The organism is Tardiphaga sp. OK246 (genome assembly GCF_900188215.1).
Classification (GTDB): Bacteria; Pseudomonadota; Alphaproteobacteria; order Rhizobiales; family Xanthobacteraceae; genus Tardiphaga; species Tardiphaga robiniae.
The window spans coordinates 514,216-532,721 of the sequence record NZ_FZOX01000004.1 but is presented as its reverse complement, the minus strand read 5'-3'; the positions used below and the strand labels follow the sequence as shown (position 1 = coordinate 532,721).

The 18,506-nt window shown below is 55.9% G+C and carries 15 protein-coding genes and 2 pseudogenes; 6 read left to right on the top strand and 11 right to left on the bottom strand.

All coding sequences use genetic code 11. The features are described 5' to 3' along the window. Positions 1-76: 76 nt before the first annotated feature. Positions 77-712 (bottom strand): annotated as a pseudogene (locus CHC01_RS20840) (methyl-accepting chemotaxis protein); the annotation flags it as partial. A gap of 653 nt (positions 713-1,365) precedes the next feature. Between CHC01_RS20840 and CHC01_RS32685 the strand changes: the two are divergent. Further along, a complete protein-coding gene (locus CHC01_RS32685) occupies positions 1,366-1,530 on the top strand; it encodes a hypothetical protein (RefSeq protein WP_176454655.1) in 165 nt (54 codons plus the stop codon). A 77-nt stretch (positions 1,531-1,607) separates the two neighbouring features. Here the strand turns inward: CHC01_RS32685 and CHC01_RS20835 are convergent. Beyond that, positions 1,608-1,817: pseudogene (locus tag CHC01_RS20835) on the bottom strand (DUF4172 domain-containing protein); the annotation flags it as partial. Here CHC01_RS20835 and CHC01_RS33145 point away from each other — a divergent pair. Together CHC01_RS33145 and CHC01_RS20825 are read left to right on the top strand one after the other, a co-directional pair. Then, positions 1,786-1,977 carry an SEC-C metal-binding domain-containing protein gene (locus CHC01_RS33145; protein ID WP_089266122.1) on the top strand — a complete coding sequence of 64 codons (192 nt, stop codon included), beginning with the start codon at positions 1,786-1,788 and terminating at the stop codon, positions 1,975-1,977. The pseudogene CHC01_RS20835 and the gene CHC01_RS33145 sit on opposite strands and share 32 nt — an antisense overlap. A gap of 10 nt (positions 1,978-1,987) precedes the next feature. Then, positions 1,988-2,743, top strand: coding sequence for a hypothetical protein (locus CHC01_RS20825; RefSeq protein WP_141137139.1), 756 nt, complete (start codon positions 1,988-1,990; stop codon positions 2,741-2,743). 285 nt (positions 2,744-3,028) lie between these two features. Here CHC01_RS20825 and CHC01_RS20815 read toward each other — a convergent pair whose 3' ends face one another. From CHC01_RS20815 to CHC01_RS32680, 5 genes are all read right to left on the bottom strand, one after another. After that, positions 3,029-4,036, bottom strand: coding sequence for a hypothetical protein (locus CHC01_RS20815; protein WP_089266119.1), 1,008 nt, complete (start codon positions 4,034-4,036; stop codon positions 3,029-3,031). 374 nt (positions 4,037-4,410) lie between these two features. After that, positions 4,411-5,193 (bottom strand): hypothetical protein, encoded by a 783-nt coding sequence (locus tag CHC01_RS20805; protein WP_089266117.1) that lies wholly within the window; start codon positions 5,191-5,193, stop codon positions 4,411-4,413. 99 nt (positions 5,194-5,292) lie between these two features. Then, complete coding sequence (locus tag CHC01_RS20800; RefSeq protein WP_141137138.1) at positions 5,293-6,270, bottom strand: DUF4238 domain-containing protein; 978 nt, start codon at positions 6,268-6,270, stop codon at positions 5,293-5,295. A gap of 76 nt (positions 6,271-6,346) precedes the next feature. Continuing rightward, a complete protein-coding gene (locus tag CHC01_RS20795) occupies positions 6,347-7,492 on the bottom strand; it encodes a hypothetical protein (RefSeq protein ID WP_089266115.1) in 1,146 nt (381 codons plus the stop codon). A gap of 653 nt (positions 7,493-8,145) precedes the next feature. After that, on the bottom strand, positions 8,146-8,496 hold the full coding sequence (locus tag CHC01_RS32680; protein ID WP_176454654.1) for a zincin-like metallopeptidase domain-containing protein: 351 nt from the start codon (positions 8,494-8,496) through the stop codon (positions 8,146-8,148). Here CHC01_RS32680 and CHC01_RS20780 point away from each other — a divergent pair. From CHC01_RS20780 to CHC01_RS20770, 3 genes are read left to right on the top strand one after another with little or no spacing between them, the layout of a single operon-like run. Next, positions 8,450-9,028: a hypothetical protein gene (locus tag CHC01_RS20780; RefSeq protein WP_089266112.1), complete on the top strand. Its 579-nt coding sequence runs from the start codon at positions 8,450-8,452 to the stop codon at positions 9,026-9,028. The two genes, CHC01_RS32680 and CHC01_RS20780, sit on opposite strands and share 47 nt — an antisense overlap. A gap of 30 nt (positions 9,029-9,058) precedes the next feature. Further along, the gene (locus CHC01_RS20775; protein WP_089266111.1) at positions 9,059-11,455 is read left to right on the top strand and encodes a T6SS phospholipase effector Tle1-like catalytic domain-containing protein; all 2,397 of its coding nucleotides are present in this window, start codon (positions 9,059-9,061) and stop codon (positions 11,453-11,455) included. Positions 11,456-11,460: 5 nt separating this feature from the next. Continuing rightward, positions 11,461-12,045, top strand: coding sequence for a hypothetical protein (locus CHC01_RS20770; RefSeq protein WP_141137137.1), 585 nt, complete (start codon positions 11,461-11,463; stop codon positions 12,043-12,045). 122 nt (positions 12,046-12,167) lie between these two features. Here the strand turns inward: CHC01_RS20770 and CHC01_RS20765 are convergent, their stop codons facing one another. The 4 genes from CHC01_RS20765 to CHC01_RS20750 all read right to left on the bottom strand — a co-directional run bounded on the left by CHC01_RS20765 (position 12,168) and on the right by CHC01_RS20750 (position 18,318). Continuing rightward, a complete protein-coding gene (locus CHC01_RS20765; RefSeq protein WP_283805459.1) occupies positions 12,168-13,367 on the bottom strand; it encodes a patatin-like phospholipase family protein in 1,200 nt (399 codons plus the stop codon). Further along, a complete protein-coding gene (gene cap2-3 / locus CHC01_RS20760) occupies positions 13,345-15,585 on the bottom strand; it encodes an anti-phage 6A-MBL system cap2_3 protein (protein ID WP_089266108.1) in 2,241 nt (746 codons plus the stop codon). Before cap2-3 ends, CHC01_RS20765 begins: the two co-directional genes overlap by 23 nt. Continuing rightward, positions 15,582-16,742 (bottom strand): anti-phage 6A-MBL system MBL-fold protein, encoded by a 1,161-nt coding sequence (mblB, locus tag CHC01_RS20755; protein WP_089266107.1) that lies wholly within the window; start codon positions 16,740-16,742, stop codon positions 15,582-15,584. Before mblB ends, cap2-3 begins: the two co-directional genes overlap by 4 nt. A 589-nt stretch (positions 16,743-17,331) precedes the next feature. Then, positions 17,332-18,318, bottom strand: a complete 987-nt coding sequence (locus tag CHC01_RS20750) for a site-specific integrase (protein ID WP_244558448.1) — start codon at positions 18,316-18,318, stop codon at positions 17,332-17,334. Between the last annotated feature and the right edge of the window lie 188 nt (positions 18,319-18,506).

Genomic DNA, 18,506 nt, shown 5'->3' with positions numbered 1-18,506 from the left:
GCCTGTCGGGTAGCACAAGTGAGGATTACGGACGCGACGGCAGTTTGGCTGGAATTCCCATCCGGCAATGCATTCTTCAGGCGGCTCGAACAGAATCAAGGAATAGGCCAAGTTCGCTCTTCAGCCGACCGCTCTCATCGGAGAGCGACTTCGCGGCTGATAGGACCCGTCGCGAAGCCTGTCCGGTCTCTCCCGCACCGCTGCGCACCTCAAAAATGCTGTGCGACACTTTCGTAGTACCCGCCGCCGCCTGTTGAACGTTCCGCGAGATTTCACAGGTCGCAGCCCCCTGTTGCTCCACCGCCGCGGCGATGGTTGAGGCGATCTCCGAGATGCGCCCGATGGTGGCACTAATCTCCTTTATCGAGATGACTGACTCGTTCGTGGCTGACTGAATTTCGGCGACCTGCGCACTGATTTCGCCGGTCGCCTTCGCTGTCTGCTCCGCCAACGTCTTCACTTCTGCGGCGACCACCGCAAACCCACGCCCCGCATCGCCAGCCCGTGCCGCCTCGATAGTGGCGTTCAACGCGAGCAAGTTGGTTTGCCCGGCGATGGTGTTGATCAATTCGACGACCGCGCCGATACGCGAAGCGGCCTGGGCCAGACGCGCGATCCGAGAGTCTGTCATGCGGGCCTGTTTTACCGCTTCGCTTGCGATTACCGCTGAGCCCTGAACCTGCCGGGCGATCTCGTCCACCGTGGAGGTCAAGGGCAAGGGCGGCCGGGGCGGAGGGGGATCACCCGGCCTGCACAAGCGGATTCCGATGGTGGCAGCTATCCGGTCTTGACGTCCGCGCGGAAGATCGGGGAGACCGCCCCGGCCGGTCCCGGATCTTCCGGGACTTCACCCTTGCCCGCGCGGGGGCGGAGCCCTTAGCACCCAAACAAAAAGGGCGTCTGTGCCGCAGCGAAGCGAAGGCCAGTCGGCAGTCGCGAGACCAGTTAAAAAGGCACCCGCAGGAGGGTCAGCATAGCGCCGCCTTTTGGCGGGACCCGGGACCGAGTGCCTCCGGCGAGCGACACGTTATCGCGCGAGGGATCGAAGCCGAAGGCCGAGACGCAGCATTGCGGCCCGGTTCACGAGAGCCCGGAGCGGCGACTGCCGCGCGCGCCCAGAACCCTGAGCTCCCGTCGTTGCGAATTACAGCCTTGCGTTCAGCTGGGACGAACGACGGGATATAAGCAGCCGTCGTATCCGCTTACAATTCACCGATACAGAACGTTGGGGCTGGTGGTCATGGCGTCCAAAACACGCACTATCAGGCGACAAGGAACGACCTTCAGGGCATTATCGACGTATATCGCCGTCATGTTGATGAACTTGCACTTGACGTAGCCACGCGCCGACGTGCGGATGCTCAAGTGGCGACTATTGAGGCACAGTTGCAGGATGAGCCCGACCCCACAATCGTAAAGGCCGCAGGTAAGTCGTTGAAAACCATTGTGGAAGGTGCGATCGGCGGCGCGATAGGGAATGCCGCGGCGAATCCTGGTGTTTGGACGGCTCTGCTCTCGCTTTTCAGCTAAATACAGTGAAGGCGCACAACCCCTTAAGTGTCTTCAGCGTAGCGGCCAGAAACACGGCCGGGCCGTCGCTAATAGCTCTAGGAATTACTATCCCTCTCAGGGATATTCAGGTGATACCGCGTATGCTTGAGCTGGCCGATTCTTAGCAGCGCGCCCTTCTTCACCAAATCCTGCAAGTCTCTGGTCGCCGTTGCGCGCGTCGCCTTGGTGATGCTGACGTAGTTCTCGTCACTCAGACCCCCTTCGAAGCCATCGATGCCTTCGCGGAACATGCGTCCCAGCGCCTTCGCCGGGCTCGCGAACGAAGAACTGGAGCATATCAAGGCGGCGAGCCTTTCTTTGCGCCGCAGGCGTATCAACGACGCGCGAGCCAAGGGCAAGATTGGCAGGAACGAGCCCTGTCCCTGCGGCAGCGGGAAGAAATACAAGCGGTGTCACGGTCAATGAAATCCGTGGGGTGAGCGATATGGTTCAATCGACTCTGATCGACAATTCAATTTTGAGTCACGGCAAGTTCGGCTACCCGATCAGCATCGCATTGCCGAACTGGGGGAACCGGCTGGCATTGATACAAGCAAAACCGGCGCTCCCGCCTGATCAACACTGGCTTCGAACACAGATTGAGGCTCTTCCGACAATCGCGCGGCTGGCGCGTGAAAAAACGCTGGCGTTGCATTCGTACTTTGAATTGGAAATGGAGGAATGGAGGGGAGGTAACTTTCCGGCGCTCATTCTCGGGGACGTCTTTAGCAACGTGGAGATCGCAAGGGTATCTGCACCGCTCGACAGATCGTTTTTTCAGACCGACATGAAGGATTTTGTCGGGGCGGACGCTCAAATCCAGTTCTGCCAGTTTCTGCTCAATGACAGCTCCAAGATTCTCAAGGCTCCCAAGATCCTAGCGCGGCTCACCGCCAGTCAGATCAGCAATCTGAAGGAAGCGAAGCGCTACAGGGAGATTTGTCGTTCGCTGTCTCCGAAACAGTACGTTGATGCGTTGCATGTATGGACGGGGGAGCTCAACGGTATCGAGACCTTTCTAACAACCGATGCCACCTTGGTTCGAGCGCTATCCAGCAACAAGAAACTCTTGCTTCGCTGCAAACCGATTTTCCCGGAGGCTCTTCTGGTGGAGATGGGTATAGCAAATCGTGAGCCGTTGCCTTTCGAGTACGGCAGGCGCTATTCATTAAACGGACTTCCCCATGAATAGAGGCCCGACCGATGTTTTGGATCCTAGTTGGAATCCGCGAGAGCTTCCCATTCTTTGGAGCGGCCTGCGGGATGTTATCAGCGCTGTACTGGTATCGCGCGGGCCAGGTTGAAACGATTCCGCTATGGCAGAAGCATGGGCAGCCTGAGCCCGTTGTTCAGGAGTTAAGAGAAAGCGGCTGGATTGGCGGCATCATAGAAGCCGGAACGGAGTCAGCTCGCTTGAACAAGGTTGCAGCTTTGTGGACTGCTGCGACGGTGTTCCTTAGCTCTATTCCGCTATTCCTCACAAGGTTTTGACGTTTGCGGAAGAAGCCCGCTTGGCTAGGCTGATAATTTGAAACGTAAAATCAGTCATGAAAATCACGTTCAATGCATTCCAAAATGAACTGTATACGATAAGCCCGTGGATCGCGGCGTGACGGTTGGGAACGGGATCGACCTCGAATCTTTTCCGGTCATCATCGTTCTTGATGCTCTGGTATAAGTGGTCAGCAAGTCTGTCAAAAAGCTCAATGACGAATATCGTCGGCAATTCCAGATCCCTGAGGTAGATGTTATCAGTCGTATCGGCCATCAGGCTTTGCACGTAGATAGTGCCCACCTTGTTATCGCGTAGCTCCACACGAACGACGCGCTCGATCTCAGGGAATAAGACTCTGCAGACAGCCCGGTAGTGGCCCTGCTGATGCGCCTGCAGCGCCTCTCCCAGTGTTGCCTTGGCCTCGTCGTCGATATCATAGGTAGCGACGCGGGCGACAATGACCTCAGCGATCGTGGTCCAGTTATCTTCGAAGAACTGCTTTAGAGATTGACGAAGCACTGCCACGTCTGCTGCGGAGTCAAGCAACTCCAACGGTATCGACGCATGGGGCAACAGGCCAACACTCAGAATCAGTTGTTTTTGGCGCTCAGACTCCGCGAGCCGTTCACTGAGTTGTCGAAAAGAGAGCGCTATTCCCTCGGAGGATCGCTTAATGAAGTCGCTAAACTTCCTTAATTGCTCAAATCCTGCCTGCGTGTTGGCGATCGCTGACTGCACATTTTCCCGAAATTCTGCAAATGGCCGCATCTGTTCGGCCATTCGTTTATTGAAATCAGCAAGGATCTTGAGCGAGTTGTCTGCTTGAAACGAACCGTGGTATTTCTGGCTGAGCTCCATAAATCGTTCAAGTTGCGACGCAGGATGGGAAAATGCTGCCTGCAGCTTTTGCTGCAGTTTATTGAATGACTGCATTTGCTCGGCAAGATGCTCCTGAAGCTTTGCAGAGTCCTTGAACGGGTCTTCCGACATATTTCTCCTTATGGGGCGATGTGCATGCAATGTGCAGCAGCCTGCGGCTGATATTATTAAAGAACGGCCTTCCAGTCCGTATCGACTGATTCAGCGAAACAAGGTGATTGAATACGCGTTCTCGCGGAATCTATCCCACGCCCCACCGGCCGAAGTCTCTTATTTTCCTCGCGCCCTATCAATTGCGGCGTCTATCTCCGCTTCGGCCGCCCCGGCCGACTCCATCAGCGCTTCGCGCAACGTCGCGGTATCGGACATGCATGAATGATAATGCCTGAGCGCCGCGTGCGGGTTCTTCTCGGAACGAAGCTTCGCTGCTCGCTTCTGCCATGACGGAATGGGATCGCCCTTGAACTTAAGGGGGTATGTTTGGCCTAGCCAATCGACGAGCTGAGCATGTTTCCCGTCCATCCGTGCTTTCTAGCAAATGCCTTGCCATCTTCGGAGAAGGCGAGCGGCCAAGCCTGCGAACCAACCACCGCCTGGCTACGTGTCGTCTGCTGACCTTCATAAACACCCTGGGCAACAATATCGATGCGCGTATCTTGGTCGGAAACGACCTCATCGAAGTGATCTGCCAGCACTGCGACCGTTTCCGCAGGGTCATGTCCGCAGGCTTTCGCAAGAGCCGCGCATCCGTTTGCGAAATCGTCGAACCCGCCAGGGAAAGAGGCATGTCCGCGGAAGTACTTCTTTGCGCGTTCCGGCAATTTCTGACTTGCCCCCCATCCCAGGCCACGGGGCTTGTATGTCGCGAGATAGCTGCACGCGACATCGAAATAGAACATGGCAAGAGAAGACAGTATCGCTTCGTGCTGAAGGCCGACGTGGTAAACTTCGTTCCGGAACCCATGCATGATGACGATCGTCTGAAACACCTCATCCGTCATGCTTCCCATCAGTTTGGCAAACTTCACTTTGTCGCCGAACGAACGGCCCAAAGCCTTGTTCAAATTGGCCTGATGGGAAAATTCCTCGTTCAGATAAGAAAAGGTTTTAATATCGCTGGCTTTGTCTTTCGCGATCTGGTGAAGCACCAGTTCCACGGCATTATCGGTCAGCATTAGCCCAAAACGGGCGTTATGAATATCGCGCTTCGACACATGCTCGAGCGCGAGATCCAATTGCTCCAATACGGTTGCAAGAAACAAAAGCATGCGCTGAGCATGCACCAAAGCCGAACGACAGGAAAGAACGTTAGGCCGTCGCTGGAGCCCGGCGCAGCAGGCCGAGCTTTATTCGTTACTGTGACGGCTTCAGTCTTCCCGAGTCTTCAAGTTCGGATCTTGCAATAGTGTCGAGCCTCGCCCAATCGGCTGATGCGCTTGCCGGGCGTAGTAATATTGGTCATTCGCCGCATAGATTTGCTTCATCGCATAGCCCATGACCGTGGCGTTGAAACTCGCGACGGAGTGCTTATCGACATTAATTACGTCTTCCTCGCCTTCGAAGCGCCCTATCAAGGCGACCTTCGACGATAGCGGGAACAGAATATCTATATCGCCCAAGCCCAGCCCCGGAGCGAACTGCTGACCATAATTGATCCCGTCAGCTGGGCGATGCACACACACTGGATGGTCGGTCGTCACGAACCCGCCGGTATTCTCACCAGCTTTCAGTATCCTCCACCGGCGAGCATCGAAGTACGGATACATCTGCGTAAGTTGATCTAGCTCCATGTCTAGGTGAAAATTCTGATGTGGTTTCAGCCTGTCTTTATTCTCTTCGATGAACTGCTTGTGCCCCTCAAAGTCCGCAGGCGCATCTTTCGGCCAGCTACCAGCGGCCCTCATCCCCTCGACCACCGCCTCCCATCGCGCTTTTTTCTCGAAGGGCATGGCGACCATTGCCTGGAATAGCTCGGTGAAAAGCTTATCCATGTCCCGCCGCTTGCGTGGGTTGCGGACCGCGAGGAGGGTGACGAGGTTGATGATGTCCTCTCGATCCTTCCCGTTTTCTCCGAACGACGCGGTTTCCCGGACGCGCTTTATGCCGGGCGCGATTACGCCCTCGAATTTACCGAGTTCTTTTTCCAGAGCGTCAGGCGGGATGCCCTGAGCTTCAATCAGATTGAAGTCTCTCTCCGCGGCGATCTTGTCCGGCGGGACCGTGAATGGCTTGCGAGTGGAGGCGTCAATGACGGAGCATTGACCCTTCTCGTTGGCGAATCCGGAGAGGTACATTTCCGGGACGTAATGATGTTTCCGTGCAATCTGCCTTGCTGGTTTCCCCATTATGTCCACACGCTCCCGCTTGCGGATTTGGTCCACACTCTAAATCGGCAAGACCAGTGCCGCGCCCTTGTCACGCTCATTGGCGCATCATCGATAACGCGGCATCGAACTTCGTCGACAAGGTCACCATCGTTAGATCGACATTTGCAGCGGTCGTATCCAATTGCCCTTTTCGATAACTTATTGCGATCGCCGTGAGGCCGCTCTTGTCGAGATTGAAGCCCAACGAGGTGTCGAAGATGCTATAATTCCGTTGCGAATACGCATCGTGCCACCATCCGTAGCTCACACTGAAGTGCATGGCTTGAACGTACCAAGGCACGTCAGAAAACCCGACCGCATTCCCGTCAATATAGGCCGACACGGAAGCGCCTACGCGCATCGCCTCGTTGCGATTCATAAAGATTGGATCGGGTGATCCAGAAAGATTACTTTTGTACTCCGCCCTCAGTTTTGGACTTACCGTGAGAAAGAAGTAGCTTGACAGCGGCAACGGTGTCGAAAGATACGCAAACAGACTGTTGGGCCCCTCCATCCTAGGATTGCCATACGGCTGATATTCCACTCTCACATTCCAACTCTTGGATCGGCCATCGAAATCAGTGAGCGCCTCTACCGATCCGCGCACGTAATGCGTGGCCTGAAGGTAATTGGCCAGAGCAATTTCGGTGCTTCCGCCAAACGTCGCATCATTTACATCGTTCGCTCGCAGCCTCGTATTGATAGACCGATCCCATTGAAAATATCCGCCGAACAGCGCGTGCGACAGGTACGGCTCGTACGCAGGAGCCTCCCAATAAGAAAGCCGTGCGGCCAGAATTCCTTCGGTTGCCCACGTGTCGTTGCCGGAGATGCCGTTACGTGTCCAAGAAAACTGAGCACCCTCTGCTTCAGAAACCTTGGATGGCTTAGCGAAGGAGCCCAGGTCCTTAAGGTTTCTACGGAGGAAAACGGTGGCTTCAGTGTTACTCGTAACGGGAGAGGCCGCTATCGATTGATCGCCCGCTGCGATCTGCGCCCGGCTTGCCTGTAGTTTCTTGGCTGCATCAACGCGCGGCACTTCCTTCACCTTAATGGATTTCATCATCGCGAGACAATCATCGATGGTAGAGCCAACACGTCCCTTGACTACACATTGCACGTCACCCTCGGCGGCAAATCCTCCCGTCGGAACGGCCAATAAACTAAAAAAAACGTAAAACACCCCTTTGGTGTGACGCATCGCGCCCTCCTAAAATGGCCATGCTCGCTTCACCGCGCCAAACTCTGCCCCAGATAGCCTGTTTAGTCGGCTCCCGGCCTTTTCCTCTATTAGGTCAACTATTTCCCCAATAGTCGTAAGCTGCGACATTTCCGATTGGGTGATCCTCACACGTAAAGTTTTCATCCAGCTCATGTCATTGAATGTGTCGGCTAGGTCAGCCCAGTCATCGGCCGACCTCCAGGCCTTCCGAACTTCGAGCGACGGCTTGAAATCCTTCGGCGGCCGTTTGAACCGCCAGGCAAAGTACGCAACAACATGATTGAGGATGTTCTTGTCTCTCGTTTTCTCTGCCATTCGCCCCACTCCAATAAAAATCCGAGCACGCACGAAATGGTCGCTTAGCTCGCGCGCGACGCACAACAAGTTGCGCAGCCGCTCAGGCTGCAAAAGTCATCAGATAGCAATCAGCAAAAATTGTCCGGCGCCCGAGCCCTTGTCTCTTGACCGAAACCGACCACCCAGCAGCGACAACTATAAGTCGAGCGCATTTGGAAACGCAAGCCTTTCAGTTTCCATCGGCAACTACTAGAACGGCCGCCTGCCCGATGGGGCGTATCTCGCGATTTGTACGCTGGCGTATGCGGATGTCCCGTTCGCATCGAGCCCGATGGTTACCCCTCAGGCTTGCCGCGCAGGAATGCAGCCGCCTCAGCCGCCTTCGACGCGGCAGTGAAAACGGCCCGTTTGTCGGCCTTCAGGACGTTCAACCAATGCCCCAAGTATTGCGCATGGTCGGCTCGCGGTTCAGCGGTGATCCCAAGCTCCGCGCAAAGGAATGCAGCACCAAGCTCGGCGACCAGTTCTTCCATCGCGTAGGCCTCGCTGCCAAATCGTCCAGACAGATCCCGATTGCAGCGATGCGCAGGCGCCGTCCAGTGGGTCAATTCGTGCAACACAGTTGAATAGTAGGCTTCAGTGGCGGTCGACGTGGCCGACCCGGTGAAGGATGCGCGCTCAGGCATAGCCCCACAACGGGATTATGCTCTGAGACGCAACGAGAGCCGATTTCAAGCGGTTTTGGATACGCGGGGCAGGAGACGCGCCGCTTCTGAGACCAATCAGCTGCCTTCGCTGCATAGTGAGACGTGTATTACGGCTCTTACGGATGGGCAGGGCGCCCTCGACATCCAAGGCGAGAATCTCTTTGACTTTCTACCTCTGCTTGAGAAGAATAGTTCTGGGCAGGGGCGGGGCCTTTTCGGCTTCGACAGTATAATGAGTATGCACTTATTTCGTGCGCCGCTTCTCGCTGCGCTCCTAGGATGGCTTGTTGCAGGCTGCTCTTATCCGTCCGACAAGGCCATATTGAGCTTTGCGTATTCGACAACGGCCAGCACGTCGATCGCGTCCAGCGCAACCGACCTGCAGGGCGACATCGACGACAAAACGCAAGCGATCCTCGCTGCGACAGAATTCGCCGTCGGCTCCAAGGCAGCTTTCCCACCACCACAGGGACAGTACAACGTTATCACCTCCTCGCTTCCGTTTCTTTAGAGTTTTTATAGGCCTCAGTGGAGCAGAATCATGCCCAGGCGCGTTGTTCTGTTGTCGGACGGCACCGGCAATTCGTCCGCACAAGTTTGGCGCACGAACGTCTGGCGTTTATTCAACGCGCTAGACCTTACAAAGGACGATCAAGTCGCTTGCTATGACGACGGCGTCGGAACGTCGTCGTTCAAACCGCTTGCGATGCTTGGAGGGGCGCTAGGCATTGGGTTGCGGCGCAATGTAATCACTCTCTACAAGTTTGCCTGCCGCAACTGCCATAACAAAAAAGACGAGATTTTCGCCTTTGGTTTCAGCCGCGGCGCGTTCACAATACGCGTAACGATAGGGCTCATCCTCGACCAAGGGCTCATCCCTGCAAAAGACATTTCAGATAGTGAACTCGATAGACAGGCGCGGCAGGCATACCGCGCCTACCACAAGAAACATTTTCACACGAATTGGTATCTACTCTTCCAAGGCTTGAAGAAACTGTTCGGAAATAATCCGGCCTTGCGTCAAACATCTGCTGTGCCGAGTGACCGTCTCAAACCGGTTATCAGATTTCTTGGACTTTGGGATACCGTCGCGGCCTACGGCCTACCAATCGACGAAATGACGCGGGGTGTCAGCCAATGGATATGGCCGCTCGAACTTCCAAACCATACGCCTCACCCAGATGTCGTTCGAGCTTGTCACGCCCTGTCCTTGGATGACGAACGCACAACCTTTCACCCGGTTCTCTGGAACGAGAGGAACGAGCCGCCGCTTCCAACTGAAGCTCCGCATTATACGTCGCGCGAGAGGATCAGTCAGGTCTGGTTTTGTGGCGTGCATGCCAACGTCGGCGGCGGATATCCGGACGATTCGCTGGCCCACATCCCCCTTTACTGGATCATGGAAGAGGCGCGCGCTTGTGATTTGGCTTTTAAGACATCGGACCCCGCGGCCGTTGCCGAGATCAAGCAGGCGCAAGATAAAGACGGGCGTCTCTATAACTCCCGAAGTGGCACTGGCAGCTATTACAGATATGGCCCGCGCAGGGTGTCACGTCTCTGCCGCCAGTCCTTTTCCTGGACCACGGGAGACGAGGTATACGTCGATAGGCCGAAGGTTCACGAGACGGTCTTGCGACGAATTAAAAACAACGCGCACGTGTATGCGCCAATTGGAATCCCGCACGAGTACGACGTAGTCTCTCCACAGATCGACAGCAGCGGCAAAGTTTGCTTCCGGATTGACCATCTGCCGTCAACAGCAAATGCCACATCGCCTACGGTGCTTGAAACTTCCGACCAAGCCAAGGGCCGGGTCTACGGCGAGCGTCGTTGGATTTGGCCTCTCGTTTACACGAGAGCAGCGCTATATTTTCTTACGCTGGTCGCAACAATAGTGCTCCTAGCATTTCCCCTCACCGGCAGAAGCGATCCACTGGGAGAGCGGGTAAATGCGGTCAAATGGCTATCCGAAGTCATTCGAACAGTTGCCGGATTTTTGCCATCCTGGGCGTCTCACTGGCTGAATTCCTATGCGCAGTACCCTCTAACATTTCTTGCCTTGGGCGGTCTCGTTATCCTCCTAATCCTCGCGGGAAACCGCGTCGCTTCCGCGATCAACGATCGAATGACTTCTCTTTGGCGCAATTCGTTTACTGGAAAACTCTTTGTACCGACAACCCCACTAAGCTCAACGCCGGACGGCTACGAGTTGGTTCTCGTGGGATTGCGAACGGCATGGCGCTACTACATGGGGCCCGCCCTTTCGGCTATTCTTATTATCTATCTGGCGTTCACCGTCGGCAACCGGTTTGCATTTACGGCGTTAGACCAGGCGGGATTGGTCTGTAAGCCTACCGAGAAATTGAATCTCGTCCCGGAGGCTGGTGCCCTTATTTCCTTTGAACCGTCTGATCTTTGCTTTGCAAGTGGATACAAGATCGGCAGGCTTGAGAGGTATCTCGTTTGGACGAACCCGGATCCCGTTGTCCTTGCGAAAGAACATAAGGACTTCTCAACCAGTCGGCTAACGTGTCCGATTCCGACGGTAGAGCCTCTGAGGAATGGCGATGTTACAACCGATGCACGAGGCTATTCGACGTTTCGCAACCCCCCAGGCACCCCCCGGATCCCCGCAGGCACCCAACTGACTTGGGGCGAAACGATCTGGCATATTCTCAAGTCACCACTTCGACGTTACTATTTTCAACCCTGGTTTCAGCCGATAGCGCGATACGGCTCGCTAGGGAACGAGGTCGACTTCCTTGAGCCAGATCCAGATAGAAGCGTTAAGCGGATATCCGAGTACGTCACCCCGAAAGTGACCGGCGAATTATTCTTCTACCTGAATGATGCTGTTCTGGCTTTGCCGCGAAGATTCCAATGGTTTTACAATGACAATAAGGGGTGCATCGCATTCTTTATTAAGCAATCGAAGTAGTGTTCTTGAATCACGACACGACCTGGCAGGGCTCGCCCGCGATGATAGACGCATCTTACATCGGACTGCTGGTTTCGGGCGCGGCCACAGTCAGTTTCTATGCATGGAATTCCGGATTTAGAGCGGCTGTCGACCAAGCGGCGGCCCCCATAAAGGTGCCTGAGCGCAGTTTTGGCTATAGCGCCAATGATCTCGTGAGCTTCAGGGAAGTGGCATCCCGTCACCCCACCAAATTTGGAAGATCGGCACTCGACCTCTATCGCGACTCGGTTTTGTGCATCGACATCGGATTTGCCATTTCGCTGTCACTCTTCAGCTTCCTATGCTGGTACATCGCCGCGCAGAGAATTGACATACCCGTGCTTCAGTCTGTTGCTCTAATCGGCCAGATGGCCGCTTTCATTTATGGACTTTCAGACGTCGCGGAGGACGTGACGCTGAGACTTTTGCTCGCGCCTCATCGCCAAATTCGTGTCTCCGATGCAACGAGAGCTAGCACACTTACCTTACTCAAGATGCTTTCCCTCTGTGCTTCGCTGGTGGGCTTTCTTGTGTTTATTGTTCTTGTGCTCCTCTTCAGGAAGCGGTGATCGCATTTCTATCGTCACAGTTCGACCGACTTGCCGAGATCATGAATACAATCTGGTCTTCATTTATCGCCGCCTCGTACACCGGATCGCCCTTCAAACCCGAAGCGGGGCTTTCGCTCATTTCAAAGGTGCGGCATATAACGATCAACGATGATGTGGGTGAGCTGCTCCCCTCTCCTGGTCAAAAGTTCGAGATCCTTCGTTGACATTGGAGAAAAGTCCGTCGGGTAGCGATACACATCATCGCGAGCCACAAGGTCAGCGGGTCGATGGGGCAGACGATGGTCTTGCTGGCCCAAGTAGACCATCCCAAACCCGCTCAATTCTCCACTCTCCACGTGGCGGTGGAGACGGGCGTAAACGTGATCTTGGGACTTGCGATGTACGGCTTCAAAGGATTTAGCAACGCGGCCGCCCCACCAGAACGGTCGGTCGCTCCCTGTAAGCTGCCCCGGCCCCGCGTTGAGACTGATGATGTGAGTTACTGGATAGGTATCAGTAATCTCACCATCTCTCCCCGGCTCCAGAACGGCCACTCCGAGATTGTCAATTACGCCGCCGTCTGTCAGGGCGACAGTATGCGTTTGGGTGCCGCCTCCTTTCGCAAACTGGAAGGTTTCCACCAATGGCGGCAATAAGATTGGGAACGCGGCTGATGCCGCAACAGCTTTCGCAACGGTAGGAGCCATTCCGGCAATCTGTCCGTAACGCCAGCCCCCCGACCTTTGCGAGCCGAACCGAAACGCCGTCCCTGTTCTGAGGTCACATGCGTTTATAACAACATGTAATCCGTTTCGGGACACATCGCGCACTGTCTTGGAGCCGAAGAGCTTCGACAGGGACCGTTCAAATGCTGTGGTCAGGCTTCCCAAAATCGGTAGTGATTGGGAAAATGCTGCGAGCTTCCGTTCGGCGCGACGTGTCGGAAGGCGAGTGAGGATTCGAAGCAACGCCAACAAAGACGCGAAGCCCCATAGTACGGCCGTCGGAATACCGGTTACGACTAAAGTGAGGATGATCTTGCCCAACTCAAGGCTAAATACGGCTTCTTTGATGATCGACCGTTGAATTCCCTTTTTAAGCAGTGCGACGAGCTTCTTATCGAACGTGACGAAATCATCCGAACTGTACGCGTAGCATGCACCGACTAGACTTCCGCCTGAGACAGTGGAGAGAACCTTCACCTTCTCGAGTAGTCCTCGATCATGGAGAGCGCGCAAGCACCCCAAATGAAACGCCATTGCGCGAGCACCCCCACCGGAGAGGGCGAGCCCGATGAACGGCTGCTCTGGCAGCCGATTACTGGTAATCGGCCCGCTCAAAGACAGTCCCCGAAATAATGGGGCGAGATGAATCGGCCCCGATGATTACCATTAGAAATCGCTTTGCTTGGAATTCATCGCCGGAGAGGAGCTTTGCCATCGCGCCGTAGTCGGTGTCGCTAGGAAGCGGCATTCCCCCTGGATGCGTGTGCCACATCCCCACGAAGGCAACAGACTTCCTAGTTCTCTTTGTCTTCTCAGCGTTCATTTCGGAAACCCCCGCTGTGCCGCAAACAAACGCGGTAGCGGACTGAATACTGTCCGGGGGCGGCCCGCTGATTTCATCAATCCAAATGATCTTCAGAAATTCATCGGTATGGCCAAACAGAATTCCGCCTGTCTCAACGCGCCGCCCATTGACCCGTTCTGATCGGCGCATCCACGCGCGCATTCCCGAAAGCGCGGCTTGGCTGACACGGATCTGATAGCCATTTCGACCATCCGTCAGAGTGACGTCGTTTGGCCACTCAAACTCAAACTCGCGGACAGCACCTGTACGCCGCCCTGTCTGATCGAAGGATCGGGCACGCGAGACGGCGGACAATGGATTTGCGAGCCATCGGCTCGCGACATTTGTCATCTGCGCCGTCAGTGCCATGACATCAGCGGCAGAGCCGCGAAAGGTGGGGCTGGAACACCCAGGTTCGGGCTGAAATAGACGCGTCCGGTCGGGACTCACCGGCCAAAACTCATCAAGGACATGCCTTCCCTGCGCTAAATTGGACAAGGCGATTTTACTGCGACGATCAATGTCGAGCGTGATGCCGGGGGCAGCCTGCACGGCCATCGTCATCAATGCTTGGTCAGCCTTGTGTCCCAGTGCCATGGAGATAATTGGCGGATGGGTTTTTGGCCACGTTCTGAATTGCCTCTCCAGCGCAGTCGCGACCATCGTTGAAGCGGTGGCGTTGATGATCACATCTGCAGTCAGGACGTCCGCACGTCGTTCGGGGATTTCCAGTATCCTGACGACATCCGCGCCTGACCGAAGGGCCTCAACAGCGGGGTTCGCAAAACGGACGTTTTCGGCGGTTGCCTCCGCTTTGTTGGCGCCAATCTGATATCGGTCAAATACCTGCCTGACCAAGATGCCCGGCTTGACTGAGTCCTTGTCATATAGTTGCAGCTTGCCGACACCTGCCCGGGCAAGTAGCATGGCAACAGCGCTACCGATCGCTCCGCAACCGAAAATGACGACGTGGCGGCCTGCCCACCATGCTGATGCGCTTTCAGCGTCTCGTCTCGTAACAATCTCGGGTCGGTCCTCAAGGACGCTGCACCATTCGATTTTGGCCTTTTCGGCCCAAACATAGAAATCGGCTATATCAATCGGATTATCGTCCGTCGAAGCCATGATAGCCTCGCGCATTTCATCCACACGCTTCGCGTCGATCCGCCAGCAAGCTAGGTGCTGCAGGCGTTCGCCACCTGCAATGCCTCGCATGGCAGCACCTAGAATGAAGATGAGCGGCTTGCCGCTATCACTTCTGAGCACGCCGAGTTGTATCATCAGGCGAATGATCTCGACGGGTACGTCACGCGCTTTGAGCTCCTTCAGGAGCCCCGAGACTGTGTCCGGATATTCGTGCGGCATCCCCGTCGGCAAAAGCACAACGGCAGCCAACCGGCCGTCAGGGATGGGGCCCGACTGATCTATCCACTGGCCGAGTTCGATGCGGTTGTCGTTCTCGCGCGTGATCTTGGCATACCCGGCCCAGAAGGGCGCTTCCGGCACAGGCGTATTCTGAGTGGGAACGACCTTCACGCTGCTAACTGCATAGGTGACGGGCGGGTGTAGCGGCATTCCGGCCGGATCTAGCTCACTCGCGGCGGCCGCTCGAAACCAGTCATCGACGCGCTGCATGAAGCCGAAGAGCCCATCTTCCGGCTGCCATTCACTGTCGGTTGCTTGATAGAGGCAAATATAGCTGCCCCATTGCACGTGCGAGAAGTCGCGATAGCGCGTATGCGCGAAGTTCAAGCGCGGCAGTTCAAGAGGAAAATTGACCGGGATCTTGAGGAGCAGACGTTCTCGCGCTTTAAGCGGAATTCCACCCTGTTTACGCGGGTATCCCGAGCAATCCACGGATAGCGAAACGGATGCCGCTTCGCCTTCAGCAGTCGGCTCGACCAGTGCGATGATCTCGAGCGATCCAGAGGAGGCTTGAACAATATCGGCTAATTGCTCGAGCGCCCAAGCCTGCCCCTCGGATTTCATTCGCGGCCGAAACCAACTTTGGCAGTTGGAGGTGCCGCACGTCCACGAGCTGCCGCCACGGCGGCTGCCAACGTTTCCCGCGCGCTATCAGACACCGCGTAATCGTCATCGTCGAGGAACACGCCGTTTTCATTCACAGTGAAGATAATCGGCCGCAAATTATCGGACGTGCTGTATTCGCCGGTGCACAAGAAGGCTGTGTTGACGATCTCTTCGTAGCGGTTTCTTGCCTTAACGTGCGGTGGATTGTCGCCAGAGGAGTTCGACGCCGGGAATTCCGGCGAGCTAGCGACGATGTAACCAATGTCGAGCTGGGGCGCCCGGAGTTCGTCCATCGCGTCCTGCTGAAGCACATCGTCTTCGTACATAACCTTCTTCGAGCAGTGATGCGGGGCAAGCAGCACGTTCCAATTCAACATGGCATCGTTGTCGTGATAGTGCGTCTGCTGGAAGGTTTGCATTAGGGTCGGGTAGGAGACGTCTCCCAGGAAGAGCCCGTACATCGGCTTTTCTTGGGAGCCAACAATCACGCGCATTGTTACGCTGGTCTCGTTGCGCGCATCAGCTTCGCCCTCCTTGAAAGGCCCATGAATGAAGACATGGAATCGATCGCTGGCATCCGTTCCATCGAGTTTGGTAATCTCGGATCCGGGACGGGTGTGAAACTCCTCAGGGAGATTATGGTACTTCTCGCCAGGTTCGAACAGCGAGCTATAGCCGATAACTCTTACGCGATTTCCGGCACCAGGATCGCTGCCGATCTTAATGGTTTGTGCCGAACGACGATGAGCTTCCTTGCGGAATACTTCCGCATCGTCGCACAGGATCTCTTCGTCTTCATACTCTCGGAATATGTGGGGGCTATGCCATAGCTCTCCGATCACAACCCTCTTCAGAAGATCTGCGAAGCCACGGCAGTGGTCCTGGTCCGGGTGTGTGAGCACGAAGCAAGACAGGTAAGGCTTTCCGTCGCGCTGGGGGAGCTTTGCCACCAGTTCGTCAACTAAAGGAATGTGCTCATTGTCGTCCTCGTCAGCCATGACCTTGTCATTCAGGTCCACCTGGATCACCTCGGACTCGCTGATTACAATGGTTGTGCTGTCTCCGCAGCCGACAGGCCAAAAAATGAAGGAAGGTCCCTTTACGTCTGCGAACATCACGCCCCCTTGGCCGGTCAGGCACTACAAATAGGTTTTCAAGCAATTCAGCCGCGCAAGGAGGGGCGCTTCCCTCATGGGAAGGCCAGCGGCACTATCTAGTAAAAGGATACAACGATTCGCAGATGCAAGCTACGCGAGTGACGCAAAAAGCGGCAGATATCCAGCGTCGAGTTTGGTGCGACCGACCCGACTCGAACCCGCAGCCTTGCCGCCCCACGGTTTTCCGTACACTTCGGCTTTCCGCCATTCAGCGTTCGTATTCTGAACATCGTCAAAAACTCAAAGGAGTGCGTCGTAGGCGCCCCGCTTTCCGCCCTTTCAAATCAGTCTTGCGCGGAAAGCGGCAAAGACCAGTGCGAAGTCCCGAGACCGGTTAACAAGACACCCGTAGGAGCATCAGCATAGCGCCGCCGAAGGCGGGATGCGGGACCGAGTGCCTCCGGCGAGGGACTCCGTTTTGTTTGTCTAACAAAAAAAGCCTGCCAAGCAGTCCAAAAGCGAACCGCTTCCGGTTCGTAAAGAGTAAGGGCCCCTCGGCCCTTCAAGAAACGAGCCTCCATCGCCGATTTCGGCCTTTTTATGTTGGTTAGACGAAGTCCTGCGCCTCAGGATCCACCGGCGCCTGGTAGACCTCACTAAGCTTCTTGCGAGGCTTGGGTTTGGGACGGAGAACGTTGATGGCAGAAGCATCAAGCCGGTTCTTGATGTGCGCAGCATAGAACTTCTCGATCATCTCAACGGATGTCCGGCAATTCTTCGCAATCTGATAAATATCAGCGCCTTCCATCAACCGCATGCAGATGTAGGTATGCCGTAGGCTGTATGCAGTTCGCTTGTTGCCATCGCGATCCAACTTCAACTCGCCCCGCCCCATCAGGGCATTGAACATCTTGATGTGGTTGCCCGGAAACACATGGTCAGTCGGCTTGGGCAACTGCAGCGGCTCGGTCGAAGGTGGCAACTTCGCCCTCACCCGCGCCCTGCCCTGCTTCACGTACTTCGGACGCGCCAGCAGCCGTTCATAGGGTCGCACCGCGCTCGGCATGCTCTTGCAATACCCCACGCCGCGCTTGCCGCGTACCTCGATCTCCAGGATGCGGTCACCGCTGTGCTCATCCTCAACAATGGTCACGTCGCGGTGCTGGAGGTTCTTGGCCTCGTCCGGCCTCAACCCGGTATTGGCCAAGAACAGCACGTAATCATGCAACTGCTCGGCGCACCAGCGGTGATGGATATGGCTCGCCTTCGCGTGCGCCCGCGTGGTTTCATAAAGCTGCTTGTATTCTTCGGGACTGAACCACGGCCGATGCACCACCTTCCCCGAGGTCTTATAAGGTGGGGAGAAGTCGGGCAGGTGGGCCAGCCATTCGTGCCGGATGGCGGTCTTCATCACCTGCCGCAGGGCCACGATCTCATCGTGGATGGTGCTGCGCGCGGGAGGCTTGGGGGGAGTCGCATCAGGATCGTCGGTGGGAGCCTTGCGCGCCTTTGAGGTGGCGATCCGGTGCACCCGATATTCCTGGACCTTGCCCGGCGTGATGGTCGATAGGCCCATGGCGCCGAAGAACGGCAACAGGTGCAGGCGCAGCTTGATCTCGTAGCCTCGCTAGCACGAGTGAAGGTCTTCCAGTTCGCCATTTTGCGGGCCTCTCCATTGGGGCTCGTGGTGCCGATCATCGCGGCGCGCGTGTCTCGGGCGAACGACGGCGGAAATTCATGCGACCAATCGATTGCCCGCGCGAACAGGCGTCTCAGTTGCCT

Excerpts from the sequence above, each read along its gene's own strand:
- CHC01_RS33145 (WP_089266122.1), top strand. The coding sequence starts at position 1,786 with ATGCCTTCGCGGAACATGCGTCCCAGCGCCTTCGCCGGGCTCGCGAAC.
- CHC01_RS20805 (WP_089266117.1), bottom strand. The coding sequence starts at position 5,193 with ATGCTTTTGTTTCTTGCAACCGTATTGGAGCAATTGGATCTCGCGCTC.
- cap2-3 (WP_089266108.1), bottom strand. The coding sequence starts at position 15,585 with ATGAAATCCGAGGGGCAGGCTTGGGCGCTCGAGCAATTAGCCGATATT.
- mblB (WP_089266107.1), bottom strand. The coding sequence starts at position 16,742 with ATGTTCGCAGACGTAAAGGGACCTTCCTTCATTTTTTGGCCTGTCGGC.
- CHC01_RS32680 (WP_176454654.1), bottom strand. The coding sequence starts at position 8,496 with ATGCCTGAGCGCGCATCCTTCACCGGGTCGGCCACGTCGACCGCCACT.
- CHC01_RS20795 (WP_089266115.1), bottom strand. The coding sequence starts at position 7,492 with ATGCGTCACACCAAAGGGGTGTTTTACGTTTTTTTTAGTTTATTGGCC.
- CHC01_RS20800 (WP_141137138.1), bottom strand. The coding sequence starts at position 6,270 with ATGGGGAAACCAGCAAGGCAGATTGCACGGAAACATCATTACGTCCCG.
- CHC01_RS20775 (WP_089266111.1), top strand. The coding sequence starts at position 9,059 with ATGCCCAGGCGCGTTGTTCTGTTGTCGGACGGCACCGGCAATTCGTCC.
- CHC01_RS20815 (WP_089266119.1), bottom strand. The coding sequence starts at position 4,036 with ATGTCGGAAGACCCGTTCAAGGACTCTGCAAAGCTTCAGGAGCATCTT.